Source organism: Actinopolymorpha pittospori, from assembly GCF_014873875.1.
GTDB lineage: Bacteria > Actinomycetota > Actinomycetes > Propionibacteriales > Actinopolymorphaceae > Actinopolymorpha > Actinopolymorpha pittospori.
The window spans coordinates 2,467,564-2,485,312 of record NZ_JADBEM010000001.1 but is presented as its reverse complement, the minus strand read 5'-3'; the positions used below and the strand labels follow the sequence as shown (position 1 = coordinate 2,485,312).

Sequence of the window (17,749 nt, the reverse complement as noted above, 5' to 3'; positions counted from 1 at the left end):
CCCCGTAATCTCCGGGTCGATGTCGTCCGCTCACCACCCGCACCCTCCCGGCCTGGAGCTGCTCCATATCCAGGCCGGCGCATCCTTCGACGCCCGCGGTCGTATCGCCGGCTGCTACGGCGCCACCATCGCGTCCTCCACGGACGGCCAGTCGCTGTGGATCGGCTCCGACGTGGCAGACGATACGGCCACCGAACTCGTGGCCGAGTTCGACCGCGCGCCACCGCCGTCCAGCCCGATCGAGCCGCCGCCGGCGCTCACCGCCTGCGAACGGATCCTCGCCCGGGTCAATGGAGAACTGACGCACACCTCGGGCCCCAGCTATGTCATCCCTGACGACGTCATCCTGGAAGACACCGAGTCCGCCGTCGGCACAACCATCACGCGCTCCGACGGAGCGGATACCGAGGCGCTGCGGGGCGCCAACCCGGGCAACTGGCATCCGATCGAATGGAGCGAGCTGCTCGACGGCAAACTCGGCCCGTGGACCATGATCACCGACAGCGGGCGGGCGATCTCGATCTGCCACACGCCGGGACCGCTCACGAAGAGCGCCGGCGAATGCGGCGTATGGACCGACCCCCGGTTCCGCGGGCGAGGCTACGCGGCCGCAACAGCCGCGGCCTGGGTACCGCTGGTGCGCGCACCAGGGCGCCACCTCTTCTACAGCACCGACACCGACAACCTGTCCTCACAGCGCGTAGCTCACCGCCTAAACCTCCTCGAGATCGGCTGGACATGGAGACTCCACCGACCTCGAGACGGCGAAGCAGAGAAACTCCACCCGCTCTGCTCGCTGTACAGAGGCACTGCCGGGACCTGACGGCACTTCCAGGCGCATCACTCCCCTGAAAAGCCGAAGGTCGACGGTTCGACCCCTCCCCTGCCCACCACCCTGATCATGCGCTGGCCGGCCGACGGGAGGAACTCGGAGAGCAGCTCTAGGCTCGGACTCATGACTGCCCACGAGCCGCTCTGGGCCCGGCTGGACTTTGCTCTGGTAGGAGACGGCCAGATCGAACCACTCCGAGTCGGGGACACCTTCGTCGGCGGTTTGGCGATCTCGGCGGACCGTCGGGATACGGCCGAGGTCGGTGACGGCCTTCGAGCCACCGATTCCAGCCATGGCCTCTACGCGGCGACGGGCACCGCCCGATCGTGTGGTAACCACTGGGTCCTCGACACGGGCGGGCTGTTACTCCTGAGCTATCAGGACCCACCCGGGCCAACGGTCGGGCACCGTTACACGCTTCGCGGCACGCTCGCCGTCGCCTGGACCTATGAGTGGGATCTCGCGACAGAACCCGAGATGGGCGGCGCGCCGAACTACGACGGTCGCCGGCGATGGCTTGTCCAGGAGATCCAGGAGGACATGAACGACGCACCCACCGATGACAGCAACTTCTTCACTCAGGCCTTCGGCGGGGCGGTGCAGAACAAACCCGCCGGTGGCACGTCCTTCCCGCACCGCGACGCGCTGGCGCGACCATCGGCCCCAGACGCGCCGCCGACAACGCATCGCCGCGGTATGCCGGTCGACCAAGTTCCCCACTGGAGCGAGGTGGATCACTGGCTTCGGCTCGTCCCGAAAAGCAGCCACTCGCATGACGCATAGCTCGCACTGACCCCAGCCTGACCCCAACGAGTGGCAACACCATGCGACGACGAGCACCAGGCCGACCACAACAGAGCGCGGACGAGCCGCTCGTGATCACGGTGCCCGTTCCACGGATAAGAAGGTTGGGTTCTTCTGCCTCACGGGAGCGCCAGCAATCACAGTATGGTCCTGATCATGCCATCTTCCGGCGAAACATCATCAGACTCGCGCATCCAACGGATCGGCGCCTACGCCGTGTGCCTCGCCGACGGTGGCTCGATTCGCTGTCTCGTTACACGTCTGGAACATGGACTCTTCCTGGCGGCGGCGTCGATCATGGCGAGCACCCTGAAGAGGCCGTCATCCGGGAGGTCGCGGAGGAGACCGGCTACGCGGCCCGGGTACGTAACCTGATCGGCATCCACTCCAACACCTGGACCACACTCGCCGGACATCGGGTCCACAGCGTGAACGTGATGTACCGCGTCGAGATTGTCGATGGCGAGCTGCGCTACGAAGTCGATGGCACCTCGGACATGGCCGCATGGGTGTCACCTGACCAACTCACCCGCTATGCACATACGAAGATCGTCGACGTCGCGCTGAAACAGACCACGGACTGGCACTAAACCCTTGCACCCACGGGCATGCGGCGGGCCATCCGCGGGCCATTTAGCCGAGGTCTCGGACGGCCATTCCAGGCCGCTCACGGCCGAGGACTACAGCGATTGGGAAGATGCCCGCACTCGGCTCACGACCCCCGAGTAGAGGAGGGCCAGGTGTCCAGACCCATCGGCCGCCAGGAGTTCGTCCTTGACGACACCGCGGACGGGGCCACTGTGATCGCCGCTCACCGCGAGGCACTGCATGTTCTGCGTAGCACGCTTCGTCGGGCCTGGGTCGATGCCATCTCCGACGGCCCCTGAGGGCACCCAGAACGCTGTCCAGCGCCTGACCGACCTCGCCAGAACACAAGATGCGCGCCAACACGACCCGAGCCACCCCGTGGGCTACGTCGGCATCGAGGTCGAAGTCACTGATGACGACCAGTTCGACCTCCTGGTGGCGCTATCGCCGTTCACCATCAACGCGGAGGGCTACACCGAAGCGGACGATCTGATCTACAGCGCGAGCGACACCGGCACAGGACTGTGGATGCAGCTCACACCGACCCAGCACGAAGAACTCGTCGAACGCCTACGCGCCAGCGGCGCCAACCCCAGATGCGTAGCCCGGCGCTGACCCCAGCGTGACCGACCCCAACGACCTACAACACCGGGCGACGATCAGCACCAGGCCGACGACCTCCAGAGCGCGGACGACCAGCTCGTGACCACGGCGCCCGTTCCTACGGATAGCGAGGTCGGCAATTTCGGTCACTCCCCGCCATGCAAGTCCGGCCAGTCGATCCCGAGCTGCTTCATTCCCTGCGGCAGGTCGGGGCACCGAACTTCCTTGCTTAGGCGCTTGCCGCATCGCTTGCATATCGAGACGTGCCAGCAGGACCAGACCGGTTCGTCGAGGTTCCACCACGAATGTGAATGGCAGCGGACTGAGCCTGCCGACGGCATGGTCACCATCGGGACATGTTCGAGCCCATCCTTGCTGCGGCACCAGCGTCGGGTGTCCTTGGAAGACCGGGACATGCGGTGACGGTAGCCGGGGTGCCAGTACACACCCTGAGGCAGTCATGGATCTGAGGGCGGCGTGCCAGATGACGGAGATGATCATGGTTCCGCTGACCTTCGCGATAGGCACGTCGCCAGGGCCGGCTTGATGGTGCGCTCGGAGTACCCGCGGAACCCCTCCAGCGTCCGCTCGTCAGCCTCGTGCACCTGCAGCCACGCGTCGATGGTGTAGCCGAGGGTCACCTTCGTCTAGCCCATGGGCGCTGCTGGTCGACCTTCGCGAGCAGCCGCGTCCGGACCTTCTCGACCTGGCGACGGTCGCGAGTGGACTCGCTGATGTAGGTGTCCTCGCTGGCCAGCGGGTCAGGTCCGGCGCAGACGAGGACCTGAAACGAGCTGCCGCGCTGGCCGACGAAGCCGCGCTGCACGCCACCCACGGCGTCCCTTCGCCGGGGCGGCCGCCGACACAACCATTGACAGACGTTCGGCTGGGCAAGCCTTCGATCGCGGCATATGCCCAGGTCAGATGCGGTGGGCCGCCTGGGGATCGAACCCAGAACCCGCGGATTAAAAGAGGGCCGACCAGTCCCGAACCGGCTGCCACACCTGCTGACCTGGCCATTTGCCTGTCTGACCTGTCACGGCTGGCCCTCGACGACGGCGTTTCATTGACAGAACCATTGACAGACCTCGGCGCGTCGCGAAGGTTCCGCCGCCACTCCGGCTCACTTCTCATCGTTGCCGCGGCTTGAGGTGTTCATCATGGCGCGCAAAAGCCGATACGTCTTCGCCGTAACGGTCGTTGACACACCCGACGAGATCAGCCCATGCCGCCATTGCCACGGCGGCGTCAAGGTCGTCAAGCCGTTTCCGGCCCAGGCTCGGTGTGAGGTACTTGCCGAACAGCCAGCGGTACAGGTCGCGCGTTCGTGGACGAAGCCCAGATCGTTCAGTAATCCATCGGTCACCAAAGTCCGCGAACAGCACCTTGCCGCGCAACGGATCAGTCCAGCGCCCTTGGATGATCTCCGCCTCGACAGTCGCGAGCCAGCGCGCCGCCGGCACCTTGCCAGCGAACGTCTCCGGAGCCGTCCGACCAAGCCCATCCGGGCCGAGATACGACGCCAGAAGCTCACCGGGTCGAGGACACGTTCATCGCCGGGGAGATCGAAGCCGCCCGCGAGGGAACCCCCACTCCCGGAGCACATGACGCGATCCGCGCATGTCACGAGGTCGGCCGCCCTATCATCATCGTCAGCAACAAACTCCGAGCAGTCGATCCGGACCTACCTCGAGGACCACGGACTCAGCGAACTCGTCCAGGCGATCACCGGACGCACACCTGCCCGGCCCGACCTGATGAAGCCACACCCGGACCCTGTGCACCGAGCCCTCCGCCTCCTCGATGACCAGCAGAGGCCGGTGCTGATCGGCGACTCCCTCACAGACATCGAGGTCGCCCACGCGACCGGCGTGCACAGCATCGGCTACGCCAAGGCACCTGAGCGGCTCCCCGGCCTCGTCAACGCCGGGGCCCATGCCGTGACCGGCAGCATGGCGGCCATCGCCCAGGCGGTCCGAAGCAGCCGACCCACGTCCTGACGGGCTCAGGATGTCGCGCATCACCTGGCGCGCAGCCTGGCAACGCCTCGGGATCGGTCGCCGTCCCCCTGGCGCGCGAGCGATCGAGCGTGATCGGCGGCGCTTGGCGCTTCCTGTGGGCGGCTGCGGGGCGGTCGCGCTTGTAGACGCGGAGTACGGCGTGGGCGACCGTCGTGTCCGGGCATCGCGCAGACGGGCGCAGCGGCACCGCGATCTGGTCGTGACACCCGCCTTTGGATGCTGGACAGCGCCAGGTCACGCGCGGCCAGATCACCAACGTACTCGGCAGTGCGCGACCCTCACTTGATGACGTGCTTCACCCAGAGGATGGGGCATCAGGCCCAGCATCCGAACCAGTCTCCTTAAGAGACTCAACCCACGCATCGGCCTCTGCTTGGCTCATGCCGAACGTGGCCGACACCATGCCCGAAAGCTGATCTTGGCTCATCTTCGGCGTCGGATCTTTTGGTCCTCCTGCGCGCCGTCCGACGCCAACTGCTGCGTATCCCTCACTGTCGTCGTATCCGTCAGCGTCGTGGGTTTCGGCGTACACGACGAAGCCATCGGCAGCTGTGGCTGTGACGGTCGTACCGTCCTTTGTCCAAACACCGGTCGTCAGACCCGCACCGGAGGTCACGGAGGCGAGCTGCCAACCAGGCGTAAGCATCTCCGCTGGCGGGTCCGTTTGGGGTGAAGAAGACTCAGCCGAAGCCTTGACGACGGCGCTACACGCCGCGCAGGGCGCGTCCCTTTGGTCGTTGGGCGGGGGATCCGGTGCGTAAGGGAAGTCCCAGCAGTGCCAGTCCGTCACGTCTAAGCCGCATGCCGTCGTCGAACTGTCCCGCTGCCACGCATGTCGCAAGCTGACCGGAACCATCAGCTCCTCCACGCTCGTTCCATGAACCCCCGAGCGGTACCCCCGCATCAAAGCCGGCGGAGCCTCCGTGACCATGAGATACGACATGATGTCCCCCCGATTCACCGACTGCGATCAGCTTTGCCCAAACTTTCAGCAACAGCAATACCCTGCCTGTTGCAGTCTCGTGCATAACCTGGCATAGGACACCGGGACTGGCCTCTGCGTTGCTGCATAGATCTCTTAGAAGTCAAGAGCGCCGCTGACGCGGCGCACCGCCCGGCTACCGCCCTTGCGGGCGGCGCTGGCGCGCCGTCCTCGGGCTCACCGGGCGGCACGACGGCGAGGGAGCCGTGGTTGAGGTGGTCGCCGGGCCGTCAGGCTTTAGCCACCTCCCTCGGGTCGGGTCCCTAAGACCGGGGCCACCTCGGGCCACCGCGGGCAGGCCAAGGACCCGCCCGAGCCGCGGAAGCTTACGGCCCCCCAGTCTCCGCGACCCGATGGTTGAGTCGGCCCGGGGCGCGGTGCCGGTGTTGCCACTGGTCCGTTTCCCCGGGCCGCTCGCCGAACCCGGCGTGCGGCTTTCACCGCACCGGGCTCTCCACGGTCTCTGCCGTTGGGTGTGGTTGTTGGATGGTCCAGGGGCTGGGGATCGTGTTGCCTCGGTAGCGGTATCGGGTGACCGGCACCGTTTGGAGGTCGAACAGGGCGATCCCGTCCACCGTGATCGGCGTCCATCGCCCGTTGGGGCCGATGAGCCGTCGGCGTACGTCGTTCCATCTCAGGCGGTGCCGTGTCACCAGCCATCGGATCACTCGTCGCCAGACGAAGTTCTCCAGGGTGCTGAAGACGTGTTTGCATACGGCGTGCTTGAAGTAGTTGGACCAGCCGCGCATGATCTGGTTGAGCCTGATCAGCGTTTGCCTGGGGTCAGCTTGCGACCTCTTGTTCGTCAGGGCACGGATCTTGTCCTTCAGCGACTGGATGGGCCGGTCGGCGATGAAGGTGTAGACGTGCCAACGGTTCGTGCCTGGCTTGCGGCGCCACTGGATGTGGAACCCCAAGAAGTCGAACCCGTCGCTCATGTGCACGATCTGGGTCTTGGCTGGTGACAGCCGCAGACCCAGCGGAGCGAGCACGTGGGCGACCTCTTCGCGCAGGGCCTCGACATGGCGCCGGGTCCCATGAACCACCACGACGAAATCGTCTGCGTAGCGGACGATCCGCCAGGTGGGGTGCCCTTTGCCACGTCGAGTGGCGCGTCGGCTGGCGGTGCCTTGTTCCCCGCCCGACCTCCATGGCCTCATCAGGTGCTCATCGAGCACACTCAAGGCGATGTTGGCCAACAGTGGAGACAAGATCCCGCCTTGCGGGGTGCCGGTGTCGGAGTCCTCACGGTGACCGGTCTCTGTCATCACCCCGGCCTTGAGGAACGCCTTCACCAGACCCAGCACACGCTTGTCCTTGACCCGCAGCCGCACGCGGTCCATCAGGGCCGCGTGATCGATGCGGTCAAAGCACGCCTCGATGTCGGCGTCGAGCACCCACCGGTAGCCGTGGGTGCCGTAACGCTGGATCTCAGCGATCGCATCATGTGCCCGCCGCAAGGGCCGAAACCCGTACGAGCACGGCTCGAAGTCCGCCTCGAAGATCGGTTCCAGCACCAGTTTCAGCGCCGCTTGGACGAGTCGGTCCTTGACCGTCGGGATCCCCAACGCGCGCAGTTTGCCGCCCGCCTTGGGGATCATGCGCTGACGCACCGGCAGCGGACGAAACGTTCCCGCCCTCAGTTCGGTGGCCACCTCATCCAAGAACACCGAAAGCCCGATCTCGACCTCGATCTGGGCGGCAGTTGCACCGTCCACTCCCGCGGTCCTGGCTCCGGTGTTACCCGCGACCCTGTCCCACGCCGCAGCCAGCGTGGCCGGGTCATGCACGAAGTTGAACAAGTCGTCAAACCTGCGGCCTGGATCGGCCGCCGCCCAACGGTGGAGTTTGGCCTGCATCCCCGATACCCGCCCACCAGTCCCCACCGGGACCACGCTGGCCGGAGCGCCCGCATTCACCGGCGCGTCTTTCGGCATTACAGAATGTCTCCCCTCCACGATTCCGCTGCCGCCCTTCGCCATGTGGCCGGCTCTCCCGGCCTCGGACTACTACGGCGGCTCCGCCCCTCCCCAGACCGATCGGCTGACGGTGAGCCCAGCCCACCACCCACGTTGGAGGCGCAGAAAGGGGCAAGGACCAGGGAGGTTCCCGTGTTCACTGTCGATTCGCTCGATGAAGGAGGAGCCCGACTATGCCCCAGCGGCATCGCCACGACTACCCCGCAGCACTTCGCCGTGGCCTCCCTAAACGACGTCCTGAAGCCGCCCAGGAAGTTCCCCACCCACACCAGCAGGTGAGTGCGCACCGCACCCGGCCCTCATCCACCAGGTTCGAGCCGGTAGGCCATTGTGAGACGTAAAACGCCGGTTCCTCGCGTACTCCTCTCCACCACACTCACCGGACCCAGACCATCTGGCAGTACTGGCCCACCCCGGCTTTGTCAGGGCTGCTCCCACCCTCCCCGGCACCTCCCGGATCAGGCTGCCCCCAGCTTCACCAGGCTGCTGCGACAACCCAGCGGCAAAGGTCTCTCACCTCCACTCGAACCAACAGCGCCTCACGGCGCACCAGGACACCGGCCAAACCCCGACGCCCCTTCAACGTTCCGACCGGACGTGGTGCATTGTCGAGGCCGTGAGGAACCGATCACTACCAACCAGCGAACTGCGAGAACGCCTCCGACGCACCTTCGAATGGGTGCGCGACCGGAACGACGAGTGGCGCTCAGCGAACGAGACCGGCTGGTGGCGCGACCCCGAAGTGTTGGCGTCGCTGGGCCCAGCCCTCGCCGACCAGTTCAGCGACACTCACCCGACTGTGGTGCTCGGGCTCCAATCCCGCGGATGCCTCCTCGGCTCCCTCGTTGCGCAGCACCTTGGTCTGGGGCTGATCGAGGTTCGCAAGGATCCGGCCCGGTCAGCCGCCAGCGACCGACTGTGGCAGCGCACGACACCCCCGGACTATGAGGACCGGCATCTCACGTTGGGGTTCCGACGGAACCTCATCAACAGCGGTGACCGGGCACTGCTCGTCGACGATTGGATCGCCACCGGTGCCCAGGCGCTTGCATGCCAGGGTCTGGTCGCAGACGCCGGGGCTACCTGGCTCGGCGCATCCGTGATCGTGGACAGCCTGGAACGGCCTGAGCTGCGACGGCCACTCAACCTCCGCAGCTTGCTTCACGTCCGAGAACTCTAGCGAGCGAGGATGTCGGCGGGCCCAGTGTGCAATCAGCGTGCCATTAGACACGGCCGACACCAGTCACCCGCGGTCGTTCAGGGGCATTCACCACGCGGGACCAGGGGTCCGCGCCAGCCTTCCAAGCTGGGCGCTGTCGGGCAATGTACGCGCCGTTAGCCGATAGGACGGTCAAGCCAGCAGTTCCGCTCAGGGATCTGCCAGATGGCCTTAGCTGCTCTCCGACCGCCACAGCCAGCGCAGGGCGTCGGGCAGCAGGACGCCACCGTGGTTCGGGCTGTGGCCACCATCGCCCAGCACGAGGCGAAAGTCGTAGCCTGCGGTGGATGAGGTTGTCCAAGACGATTCCGCCGCGAACTTGCCCGTCGGGATCGAGATACCACCAGCCGTCCTGGAACACCATCAGCGCCGCCGGCTCGGAAGGGTCGTACTGCGCGGGCACATGGACCCAGAACTTCCGTGACGTGCCCGGATAGGTGCGCTGTCGTTCCACTCGAACTCGATGGTGTCGCCGCTGGGCACATCCGGTTGGACATGGGAGTACGGGCCGTGGGCGTAGACCACGCCCGACTGGTCGATGGGCAGCGGCAGGTACGGCCACCTCGATAGTCACGGCCGGCACCGAACAGGCGGGCAACTGGAAGTCACAAGAGGTTTCCGCCCGCCCGGGGAATCACCGACGGAGGTGGTGGGAGAAGTCGACGGCTTGGATTGTCGTGGACGGGCACCCACGACGAGCGTGAGGCCGCGACGTGCCACATACGTGCCAGATGACGGGGCCGATCATGGACTACAGCGGTCACCCGCGGGTAGATCGGCCGAGTGCGCCCGGCGGGGTGATCTACCACTCGGTGGAGCGTGACTCCTGGATTTGCCTTTGCAAGACACCCCATGGCGCTTGTTAGTCAAGCTGCGGCGTTGGCGTGGTGGGACCAGGCTGTTGCTTCGTTGTAGTGGGAGCGGGTCTTGAGGCAACCGTGGAGGATTCCGACGAGTCGGTTGGCGAGCTGGCGCAGGGCGGCGTTGTGACCGGCTCCGCGGAGGCGTAAGGCGTCGTAGTAGGTGCGGGCGCCTGGTGAGGCGGTGAGTGCTGCGAACGCTTGCTTTTGCAGGGCGTCAACGAGTCGGTCGTTGTGGATGTACCTGGCGTAGACGGTCTTCTTCTTGCCTGACTGGATGGTGATCGGGCTGGTGCCGGCGTAGATGCCCCTATGGATGTCAAGCCGCTGCGGGACTGGCGGTTGTGTCTGGTGTGGACTTGGTGATGATCTGGTGGACTTCGCGGGCGATGTAGCGTTTGAGGCAGCGCAGAACCTCGCGTCGGGTCTTGCCTTCGCTGATGCGGCGTTGCATGTAGTCGCGGGTGGCCGGATCCCAGCGCAGGCGAGACAGGGCGATGCGGTAGAGCGCGGCGTTGGCGTTGCGGTCGCCGCCACGGTTGAGGCGGTGGCGGGTGGTCTGCCCGGAGGACGCCTCGACCGGGCTGACACCGCACAGCGACGCGAAGGATCCCTCGCTGCGCAGCCGTTCGGGGTTGTCGCCGACCGTGATCAGCAGGGTCGCGGCGTTGTCGGGGCCGATGCCGGGCCGGTCCAGCAGCCTGGGTGCTCGGGTTTTGACCGCCTCGGTGATGCGTTGCTCCAGGTCGCTGATCTCGGTGGTCAACGCGAGGATCCGGCGGGCCAGGATGCGCAGCGTGTAGGCCGCGGCGCTGACGACATCGTCGGGCGTGCTGGCCTCCAGCGCTGCGCAGTGCCGGACCAGGGCGGTGTTGCTCAGTCCGGACATCGCCTCCCGCAGAGCCGGGTCGGCGGCGACGAGCACGGCTTTGAGCTGGTTGATCGTCTGGGTGCGAGCCTTGAGGGCGGATGCTTTGGCCAGCTTGAACATCCGCAGCATCTCCACAGGCCCGTCCCCGGTCTTCGCCGCGGCCGTGGCCCGGCCCGACAGCAGCGCGCGGGCGGCCGACTCGGCGTCGATGACGTCGGTCTTGCCCCGCCGGCGGCGGGTGGCCTTGTCAGGCTGATTTACCTCGATCACCTCGACACCCTTGCAGCGCAAGTACCGGGCCAGCGCTGCGCCGTAGGAGCCGGTGCCCTCGATGCCGGCCCGCCGCAGCGTCCCGAAACCACGCGTCCAGGCCACCAGCTCCCGGTAGCCGGCGGTGGTCGCGGGGAACGTCGCGGTGGCCAGCAGCGCACCCAGAAGCGTGACCACCGCCGCGGTGTGCGTGTTCTTGTGTGTATCCACGCCGACGACGACGTCGTCTAGGTTGGTCTCATCCTGGTCGCGCCGCACGGGTTGGGACATGCTGGGCATGGTCGTCTGACTCCTGATCGCCATGGGGACGGAAGGCCACCGCCGGTCCAGGCGTGGGCGGTCAGAACTGTGATGGTGCCCTGTTCACGGCAAGGCCCCTATCGGGACACGCCCCGCCGGTCCGGCGGCCGCACGCACCGTCCCAGGCCGTGGCCGACAGATCTACACGAAGGCATCACGGCCAGTTCTTGCGCGGGTCAGGCCACGGCCTGGGACGACACGCCATGATCCTCACAGTTCTTGCGCGTCTTGGCGGTGGTGTAACGATCTGGGTCGTCGCCGAACTCTCCGAGCACCCGGGCGCCGACGATCTGCCCGATGCCGGGCTGGCTGAGGTAGATCTCAACGTCCGGGTGCCGGCCAAAATGGGCCTCGACCTGCGCCTCCATGGCCTTGACCTGCGTGTTCAACGCGCCGAGCAGCGCGACCTCGGCCCGGACAGCGGCCGCATAGGCCGCGGTCACCGGCTCCGGCTGGCCGAGCTCTTCGGTCCGCAGGCAGGCAGCGATCTTGGTTGCCTTGACGGCGATGTTCCTGCGGTGGGCCCTTTTCATCGCCGCGCTGATCTGGGCGATGGTCAGCTTCGCCGCGGCGGTCGGGTCCGCCGCACGTGCGAGCAGCTCGAGAGTGTCCGCGCCGGTCAGGCCCGTGTCGGCGAAGGCGTCCAACGCGGCCGGGAAGTACTCCCGCAACGCCGCCCGTAGCCGCTGGGTGTGCCGGGTGCGTTCCCAGATCAGGTTCTGGTGCGCCCGAGCCACGACCTTGACCGCCTCGGCCTGCGCGCTGTCGCCGGCAACCTGGCGGAGCTGGTGGGAGTCGGTGCGCACCATCTCTGCCAGGGCGTGTGCATCGGCCGTGTCGCTCTTGGCTCCCGAACTTCGGTGCCGCTCCCGGAACCGGGCGACCTGCCGCGGGTTGACCGCGTACACGCTGTAGCCAGCCGCGACCAGTGCACCCACCCACGGCCCACGGTCGGTCTCGATCCCCACCAGCACCTGGTCCGGGCTGGCATCCTCACCCAACTGCTGCCCGATCAGAGCATGCAGCCGGCCGATCCCGCTGACGCCCTCCTCCAGTCGAGCCGTGCACAGCTTGCGACCGGACTCGTCTTGAAGCTCCACATCGTGATGGTCCTCAGCCCAATCGTCACCAACGAACAGCAACACAGCCTCCCGCGCCACATCGAGAACGCCTTGCCAGGTAGCGTCGAGGAGAACACCAGCGGCCTAACCTCAACTATTCACGGAAATTGATCTAGTGGTGATCGATTCTTGTTTGGGCTTGCGTGGTTGTGAAAGCTGCTTGCGGGTAGGCTGGCGGGCCCGGCGGTTGGGGGCCGGTTGTTGTTGTTCAGTGGGGGTTTGCGGGTCTCCGTTTCTGCGGCTCGCGAGGTGGTCAGGGACGGCGGGTGTTAGCCGAAGGCCGTACGGATGCGCGTCCAGCCTTTCTCGATCGCGGGGCTGGGGGTCCAGGAAGAGTCCAGTTTCAGATACAGCTGTCGGGCGGTGGAGACGATTTTTCCGGCGACGTGTAGGACTTTGTAGCGGAAGGTTTCGGGTGTGGCTTTGGCGATCCCGGGGTGGTCTTTGAAGCCGAGCAGTTTCGCCCAGCTGATCAGATCCGCGGCGGCGAGCGCTATCTCGAACCAGGCCTGGTTGTGGCAGAACGCGTCCAGCGGCAGGTTGCCCAGGCCGAGGTGGCCGGAGTCTTTGATCCGTGCTTCGACGTGGGCGTGCTGGCGGTGTCGTAGCTCCAGTCCCTGGATCTGGTGGGGGACTACACGGGCCGGGGTGTCGGTGATGAACGCGGTCAGCCGCATCCCGTCACTGGTGGTGTTGTGCAGTTGGAGTTGGGCGCCCGGATGCGGGCGTTCCTTGCGTAGGATCAGCCGGGTGCCTTGCGGCCACTTCGACAGATCCACACAGTGTGTGGCTTCGAACACCATGGCACCGTCACGGATCCCGTCGTCTTCGATCGCGGTCGCCCACAGCTGCTCGTCCACCGCGTCGGCGATCCCCACATAGGTGGGGGTCGACTCGGTGGAGAAGCTGAACTCGCAGTGTTTCTGCCGGCAGTAGGCGGCGAAGTCGTAGGTCGCCCCGGCCGCATCGGCCCGGATCAGGATCTCCGGCGCACCGTCGACGCCAGGCCGGTAGGACTCCGGGAGCGCTTCAAGGGTCAGGTCCAGCAGTGTCTTGTGGTCGGCGATGGTGTTCGACCCGGCGTTTCCGGGCCGAAGGATCCCAGCCAGCGACTCCCCGCCGGAGATCTCGGGCCGGTCCAGATAGGAGTGCAGCGGATGGAACCCGAAGCTCTTCTTCCAGGTCGGTGCCGCGCCGGACTTCTCACTGTGAGCGATGGTGATCGTGGCATCGAAGTCGATGTGCAGATACCCACCGGTGGCCTCCAGGTCCGGGGCCGCTCCCGCCTGCCAGGCCCGCTCACGCGCCTTCGCCCGCGCCTGACGCACCAGCCCCAGATGCCGTTCATCGATCCTGTCGACCAGCCGCCACACGGTCGGCTGACTGGCCACCGCCCCGTGCAGCTGCGGGCGGTCCCGCAACACCGCGATCCCCGACGTCGACGTCGCCCCATCGGCGATCGCACACGCCTGATCAGCGAACACCTGCCCCGGGGAGTGAAGCCACGGGCCCCGATACGTGTCAGCCAACGCCTGGGTGACGAACCTGGTCAGACCCACGAACTCAGCGAGCTCGCGCAGCATCGACACACCCGCATGCGAGGCCAACCCGTGCCCATCCGAGCTGACCCGAAACCGCGGCCCAGCCACGCCACCCCTGCCGCCAGCCGAACCATCCTTGCCTCGGCGTGCCTTCTTCCCACCCGACGAACCCTTGCTACGCTTCACCTACGGAGTGCCTTTCTGCAAGAAAGATCGTTGTCCTCAAACACCGATTCTTCCTTACAGACAAGGCACTCCGCCGCATTTAGACCCCGTGCCGCCGACCCACGTGAATAGCCGAGGCTAATGGAACAGTGCTCACGCAAAAAGCCAGCGGGCACGACACCCCATCAGCTGTCCATCCTCCTCGCGACCACCGAGGGCACGGTCTTGCAACAGGCATCCACTGCCAGGCAGAGGGAGTGCTCACCCAACGGCCGCTACCAGATCACCGAGTCTGCCAGCGGCTGACCCGATAACCCCCATTAGGCAGGGCTACTCGTGGCCCCATCGTCAGTCGATTCGGAGCGCAACACCCCGAGCCTTCTCCTGGCGTCGGCCGACCTGCGATGCTGACTCGATGGACGAGGTGCTGCGGCAGGCGCTGGAGCCGGTGCAACGCGATCTCCGGAGTCCTGGCATCAGGTTGCCTCGTCTCGCGGACGGCTGGACAGGCCCGTCGAGTAACCCGGATCCCGACGAGGCGATGGTGTTGGCCCCTGAAGGCCTCGGCGCTACCGGGATCTGGGTAGACCGTTCCGCACCCGAGTTCGAGCGCGTCGCGATGATCGCTGATCAAGTTCAAGAAATCGCGATCGAGGGACGGTGGGCACCAACAAACTGGCCGCCGTGCCCGCATCACCGCCATCCACTCATCGTCTCCACCCGCGACCGGCAGGCGGTGTGGGTCTGCCCAGCAGAGGAGGTGCTGATCGCACCGATCGGCGGACTGTAGTGGACCGCGATGAGGCTCCCCGGCCCCAAGGTGACCCCCTCCCGACACGGACGCGGTTCAGGCTGACCCCAACATGACCCCCCCGAGATGCAACACGAGGCGACGATGAGCACCTGGTCGACGACTCGGGAGCGCGAACCAGCAGGTCGCGTTCGCGGTGCCCGTCTCTACGGATAACAAGGTCGCCCACCCGACGCCGATGGAACCGGACCATCCTCGGCCATACGCCAAGGGGCGAACGGCCGGTGAATGGCCATCTCGATCGAGTGTGGCCGGCCAAACCACCTCGCTGACCTGACCGGGACACGGCTAGGGTCTTTGGTGGTTGTCCGATGAACCGACCGAGGAGATGCTGGTGCATGGCAAGCTGTCGGACGGGAATCTCGGCGATGGTGCGACGAGTTCCAACCTGCGGGGGTTCACGTCGGCCCGCCGGAGGGTCGAGGACTACACAGGCTTGCATGATGGGCACCCGACTGCCGCTCACTACAAGTGTCGGGCACTCTGTGCGGGTAGCGGCTCGGTTCCGATGCGGGAGGGCTTCGCGTAGATGCCTCGACTAGTACCGAGTGTCCTACCTGCGGGTGCCATCGGCTCGCAGCCGCAGCCTTCGATACCCGTGGATGAGAATCTGTCCCTAAGGCCGTGGTTGAAGAGTGACGCAGCGTTCGTGCTGGAAGCGTTCTCGAACCGTGACATCGAGCATTGGTACTTCCGAGGGTGCGGGTCGATCAGCGAAGCCGAGGAATGGATCGCGGCCGATCAAGCCGCTTGGGTCGCCGAGACCTGCGCCAGTTGGGTGATCATCCACTCGCCGCAGGACACGCCAATCGGGAGCGTTGCGGTCCACTTCTCACCCCGCCGCGGCACTGGGGAGGTGACCTATTGGGTCGCGCCTACTGGTCGTCGACAACGGGCTGCCACTCGCGCAACGGCCGCAGCGACACGTTGGGCGCACGATGTAGGCATCCAACGTGTTCGGCTCATGCACTCGACGCAGAACGAAATCTCGGGCTTGGTCGCGGTTGGCGCAGGCTTCGTTTTCGAGGGAGTTTGCCGATCGAGCACGCTTCACGACGACGGGTGGCATGACATGGCGCTCTACTCACATCTGCCAAGCGACTCCACGCCGACGAACTAGCGCCAGTCGGTGAGTCGCTCGGCCGGCGAGATGCGTTCCATCGGCCCTCAGCCGCCACCACCGGTCTGCTCGCGAGTCGAAACCGCCCTCAGCGAGCGCCACTTCGAGCTCAAGGCACGTGCCGACGCCGAGCCGGCGAGGGACGCTGGTTTGTCTCGATGTACGTGCTGGCGAGGGTTGAAGTTCCCGATCTGGCGTGATGGTCCAGGTGTGGTCGAGATGCCGGCCGCCCGCACAACTGTCAGTGGACCATGGTCGTCGTGGCTGACCGCGTACCGGATCGTCCAGAGACAACCGCTAGTAGTACTTCGTTAGGTGTGTCGTGGTCTGTGATCTTGCTCTGGGTCTGACATGGTCGGTGTATGACGCCTGAAGAGATCGCGGTGTTGAGGCCGCAGTTGGCGGAGTTCGCGGCGGGAATGCTTGGCTGTCTTGCCCGTTGCGATCAGCGGGTCAAGGGTGAACTGTATCTGCGTGGGTTGCTGATCGACGGTCGGCGTAAGTCGATGCAGCCCATGGCGGACCGGCTCGGGATCGATCACCAGCAGTTGCAGCAGTTCATCTCGTCTTCGACGTGGGACTTCACCGCGGTGCGGCGTAATCTTGCCGAGTGGGCGGCACAGGTGATCGACCCGATCGCCTACGTGGTTGACGATACGGGGTTCGCCAAGGACGGGCCGGCGTCGGCGTGTGTGGCCAGGCAATACTCCGGGACGCTCGGCAAGACGGGTAATTGCCAGATCGGGGTGAGCCTGCACCAAGTCAGTGATACGGCATCGGTGGCGGGTAACTGGCGGTTGTATTGTCCGAAGTCGTGGGACGAGCGCTTCGCCGGTGATCCGGTGACGGCGCAACAGGTCCGAGTCCGGCGCGCCAAGGCCGGCTTGGGCGATGACGTGGCGCACCGGGAGAAGTGGCGGCTGGCGCTGGACATGTTGGATGAGCAGGTCAGTGTGTGGCGCCTTCCTCGGCTGCCAGTTGTCGCTGATGCCGGTTACGGCGAGGCCACACCATTTTCGGGTGGGATTGGAAGAACGCGGACTGGGCTACGTGGTCGCGGTCAAGGCCGACACCAGTGTCTACCCTGGGGACGTCGAATTGGTCACCGCGGCCTATTCGGGCCGTGGCCCTCGTCCCAAGCCCAGCTATCCGATTCCGCCGATGAGTCTGCGCGAGCTGGCCTTGGCTGCCGGTCGCGACACATTCTCCCAGGTGTGCTGGCGACAAGGAACCCGGAAAACAGCAGGAAATCCGGCAGCGGACATGGCCTCGAAGTTTGCATTGGTGCAGGTGCGGCCCGCCAATCGCAACAACACGCGCGCCGAGGACGGAAGCCTGCGACTGAAGCTGGCACTGGTCGAATGGCCAGACAACACCGACGAACCCACCGACTACTGGCTGACCAACCTGCCCACCGACACTCCGATCGAACACATCGTCGACCTGGCCAAGATCCGCTGGCGAATCGAACACGACTACCGCGAACTGAAAACCGGACTCGGACTGGACCATTTCGAAGGGCGCACCTGGACCGGCTGGAACCGCCACGTCACTCTCGCTGCCCTTGCCCAAGCCTTTGTCACCATGCTCCGACTCGACCCAAAAGCCCCTGCGCCGGCCTGACCCTCTATGCCGTAATCCGCGAGCTGCAAATCGTGCTCG

The 17,749-nt window shown here is 65.9% G+C and carries 16 protein-coding genes and 1 pseudogene; 11 read left to right on the top strand and 6 right to left on the bottom strand.

What is annotated here, in order from left to right; translation table 11 throughout:
* Nucleotides 1-19 precede the first annotated feature (19 nt).
* From HEB94_RS11765 to HEB94_RS11745, 5 genes are all read left to right on the top strand, one after another.
* The gene (locus tag HEB94_RS11765) at nt 20-823 is read left to right on the top strand and encodes a GNAT family N-acetyltransferase (RefSeq protein WP_192749930.1); all 804 of its coding nucleotides are present in this window, start codon (nt 20-22) and stop codon (nt 821-823) included.
* Nucleotides 824-955: 132 nt separating this feature from the next.
* Nucleotides 956-1,615, top strand: a complete 660-nt coding sequence (locus HEB94_RS11760; protein ID WP_192757192.1) for a hypothetical protein — start codon at nt 956-958, stop codon at nt 1,613-1,615.
* Nucleotides 1,616-1,707: 92 nt separating this feature from the next.
* The gene (locus HEB94_RS11755; RefSeq protein WP_192749929.1) at nt 1,708-2,226 is read left to right on the top strand and encodes an NUDIX domain-containing protein; all 519 of its coding nucleotides are present in this window, start codon (nt 1,708-1,710) and stop codon (nt 2,224-2,226) included.
* Nucleotides 2,227-2,376: 150 nt separating this feature from the next.
* The gene (locus HEB94_RS11750; protein WP_192749928.1) at nt 2,377-2,523 is read left to right on the top strand and encodes a hypothetical protein; all 147 of its coding nucleotides are present in this window, start codon (nt 2,377-2,379) and stop codon (nt 2,521-2,523) included.
* Nucleotides 2,501-2,839, top strand: coding sequence for an ATP-binding protein (locus HEB94_RS11745; protein ID WP_192749927.1), 339 nt, complete (start codon nt 2,501-2,503; stop codon nt 2,837-2,839). The genes HEB94_RS11750 and HEB94_RS11745 overlap by 23 nt, the downstream gene beginning before the upstream one ends.
* 625 nt (nt 2,840-3,464) lie before the next feature.
* Here the strand turns inward: HEB94_RS11745 and HEB94_RS11740 are convergent.
* Both HEB94_RS11740 and HEB94_RS11735 read right to left on the bottom strand, forming a co-directional pair.
* Nucleotides 3,465-3,662, bottom strand: coding sequence for a hypothetical protein (locus HEB94_RS11740; RefSeq protein ID WP_192749926.1), 198 nt, complete (start codon nt 3,660-3,662; stop codon nt 3,465-3,467).
* A gap of 295 nt (nt 3,663-3,957) precedes the next feature.
* The gene (locus HEB94_RS11735; protein ID WP_475555088.1) at nt 3,958-4,353 is read right to left on the bottom strand and encodes a hypothetical protein; all 396 of its coding nucleotides are present in this window, start codon (nt 4,351-4,353) and stop codon (nt 3,958-3,960) included.
* 78 nt (nt 4,354-4,431) lie between these two features.
* Here HEB94_RS11735 and HEB94_RS11730 point away from each other — a divergent pair, with 78 nt between their 5' ends.
* Nucleotides 4,432-4,827 (top strand): HAD family hydrolase, encoded by a 396-nt coding sequence (locus HEB94_RS11730; protein WP_192749924.1) that lies wholly within the window; start codon nt 4,432-4,434, stop codon nt 4,825-4,827.
* A 1,440-nt stretch (nt 4,828-6,267) separates the two neighbouring features.
* Here the strand turns inward: HEB94_RS11730 and ltrA are convergent.
* On the bottom strand, nt 6,268-7,689 hold the full coding sequence (gene ltrA, locus HEB94_RS11725) for a group II intron reverse transcriptase/maturase (protein ID WP_202896288.1): 1,422 nt from the start codon (nt 7,687-7,689) through the stop codon (nt 6,268-6,270).
* 799 nt (nt 7,690-8,488) lie between these two features.
* Between ltrA and HEB94_RS11720 the strand changes: the two genes are divergently transcribed.
* On the top strand, nt 8,489-8,989 hold the full coding sequence (locus HEB94_RS11720; protein ID WP_337917620.1) for a phosphoribosyltransferase family protein: 501 nt from the start codon (nt 8,489-8,491) through the stop codon (nt 8,987-8,989).
* Between the two features lie 1,218 nt (nt 8,990-10,207).
* Here HEB94_RS11720 and HEB94_RS11715 read toward each other — a convergent pair.
* The 3 genes from HEB94_RS11715 to HEB94_RS11705 form a co-directional block, all read right to left on the bottom strand.
* Entirely contained in the window at nt 10,208-11,299 is a 1,092-nt protein-coding gene (locus HEB94_RS11715; RefSeq protein WP_192748806.1) for an IS110 family RNA-guided transposase, read from the bottom strand.
* Between the two features lie 206 nt (nt 11,300-11,505).
* Complete coding sequence (locus HEB94_RS11710; RefSeq protein ID WP_337918522.1) at nt 11,506-12,474, bottom strand: IS110 family transposase; 969 nt, start codon at nt 12,472-12,474, stop codon at nt 11,506-11,508.
* A 245-nt stretch (nt 12,475-12,719) separates the two neighbouring features.
* Nucleotides 12,720-14,099, bottom strand: a complete 1,380-nt coding sequence (locus HEB94_RS11705; protein ID WP_192751886.1) for an IS1380 family transposase — start codon at nt 14,097-14,099, stop codon at nt 12,720-12,722.
* Nucleotides 14,100-14,571: 472 nt separating this feature from the next.
* Here HEB94_RS11705 and HEB94_RS11700 point away from each other — a divergent pair, with 472 nt between their 5' ends.
* The 4 genes and pseudogenes from HEB94_RS11700 (at nt 14,572) to HEB94_RS49170 (ending at nt 17,710) form a co-directional block, all read left to right on the top strand.
* The gene (locus HEB94_RS11700) at nt 14,572-14,946 is read left to right on the top strand and encodes a hypothetical protein (protein WP_192749922.1); all 375 of its coding nucleotides are present in this window, start codon (nt 14,572-14,574) and stop codon (nt 14,944-14,946) included.
* 550 nt (nt 14,947-15,496) lie between these two features.
* The gene (locus HEB94_RS54510) at nt 15,497-16,087 is read left to right on the top strand and encodes a GNAT family N-acetyltransferase (protein WP_420481526.1); all 591 of its coding nucleotides are present in this window, start codon (nt 15,497-15,499) and stop codon (nt 16,085-16,087) included.
* Nucleotides 16,088-16,449: 362 nt separating this feature from the next.
* Nucleotides 16,450-17,112, top strand: a pseudogene (locus HEB94_RS54505) (IS701 family transposase); the annotation flags it as partial.
* 1 nt (nt 17,113) lies between these two features.
* The gene (locus tag HEB94_RS49170; protein ID WP_238362151.1) at nt 17,114-17,710 is read left to right on the top strand and encodes an IS701 family transposase; all 597 of its coding nucleotides are present in this window, start codon (nt 17,114-17,116) and stop codon (nt 17,708-17,710) included.
* Nucleotides 17,711-17,749 lie beyond the last annotated feature (39 nt).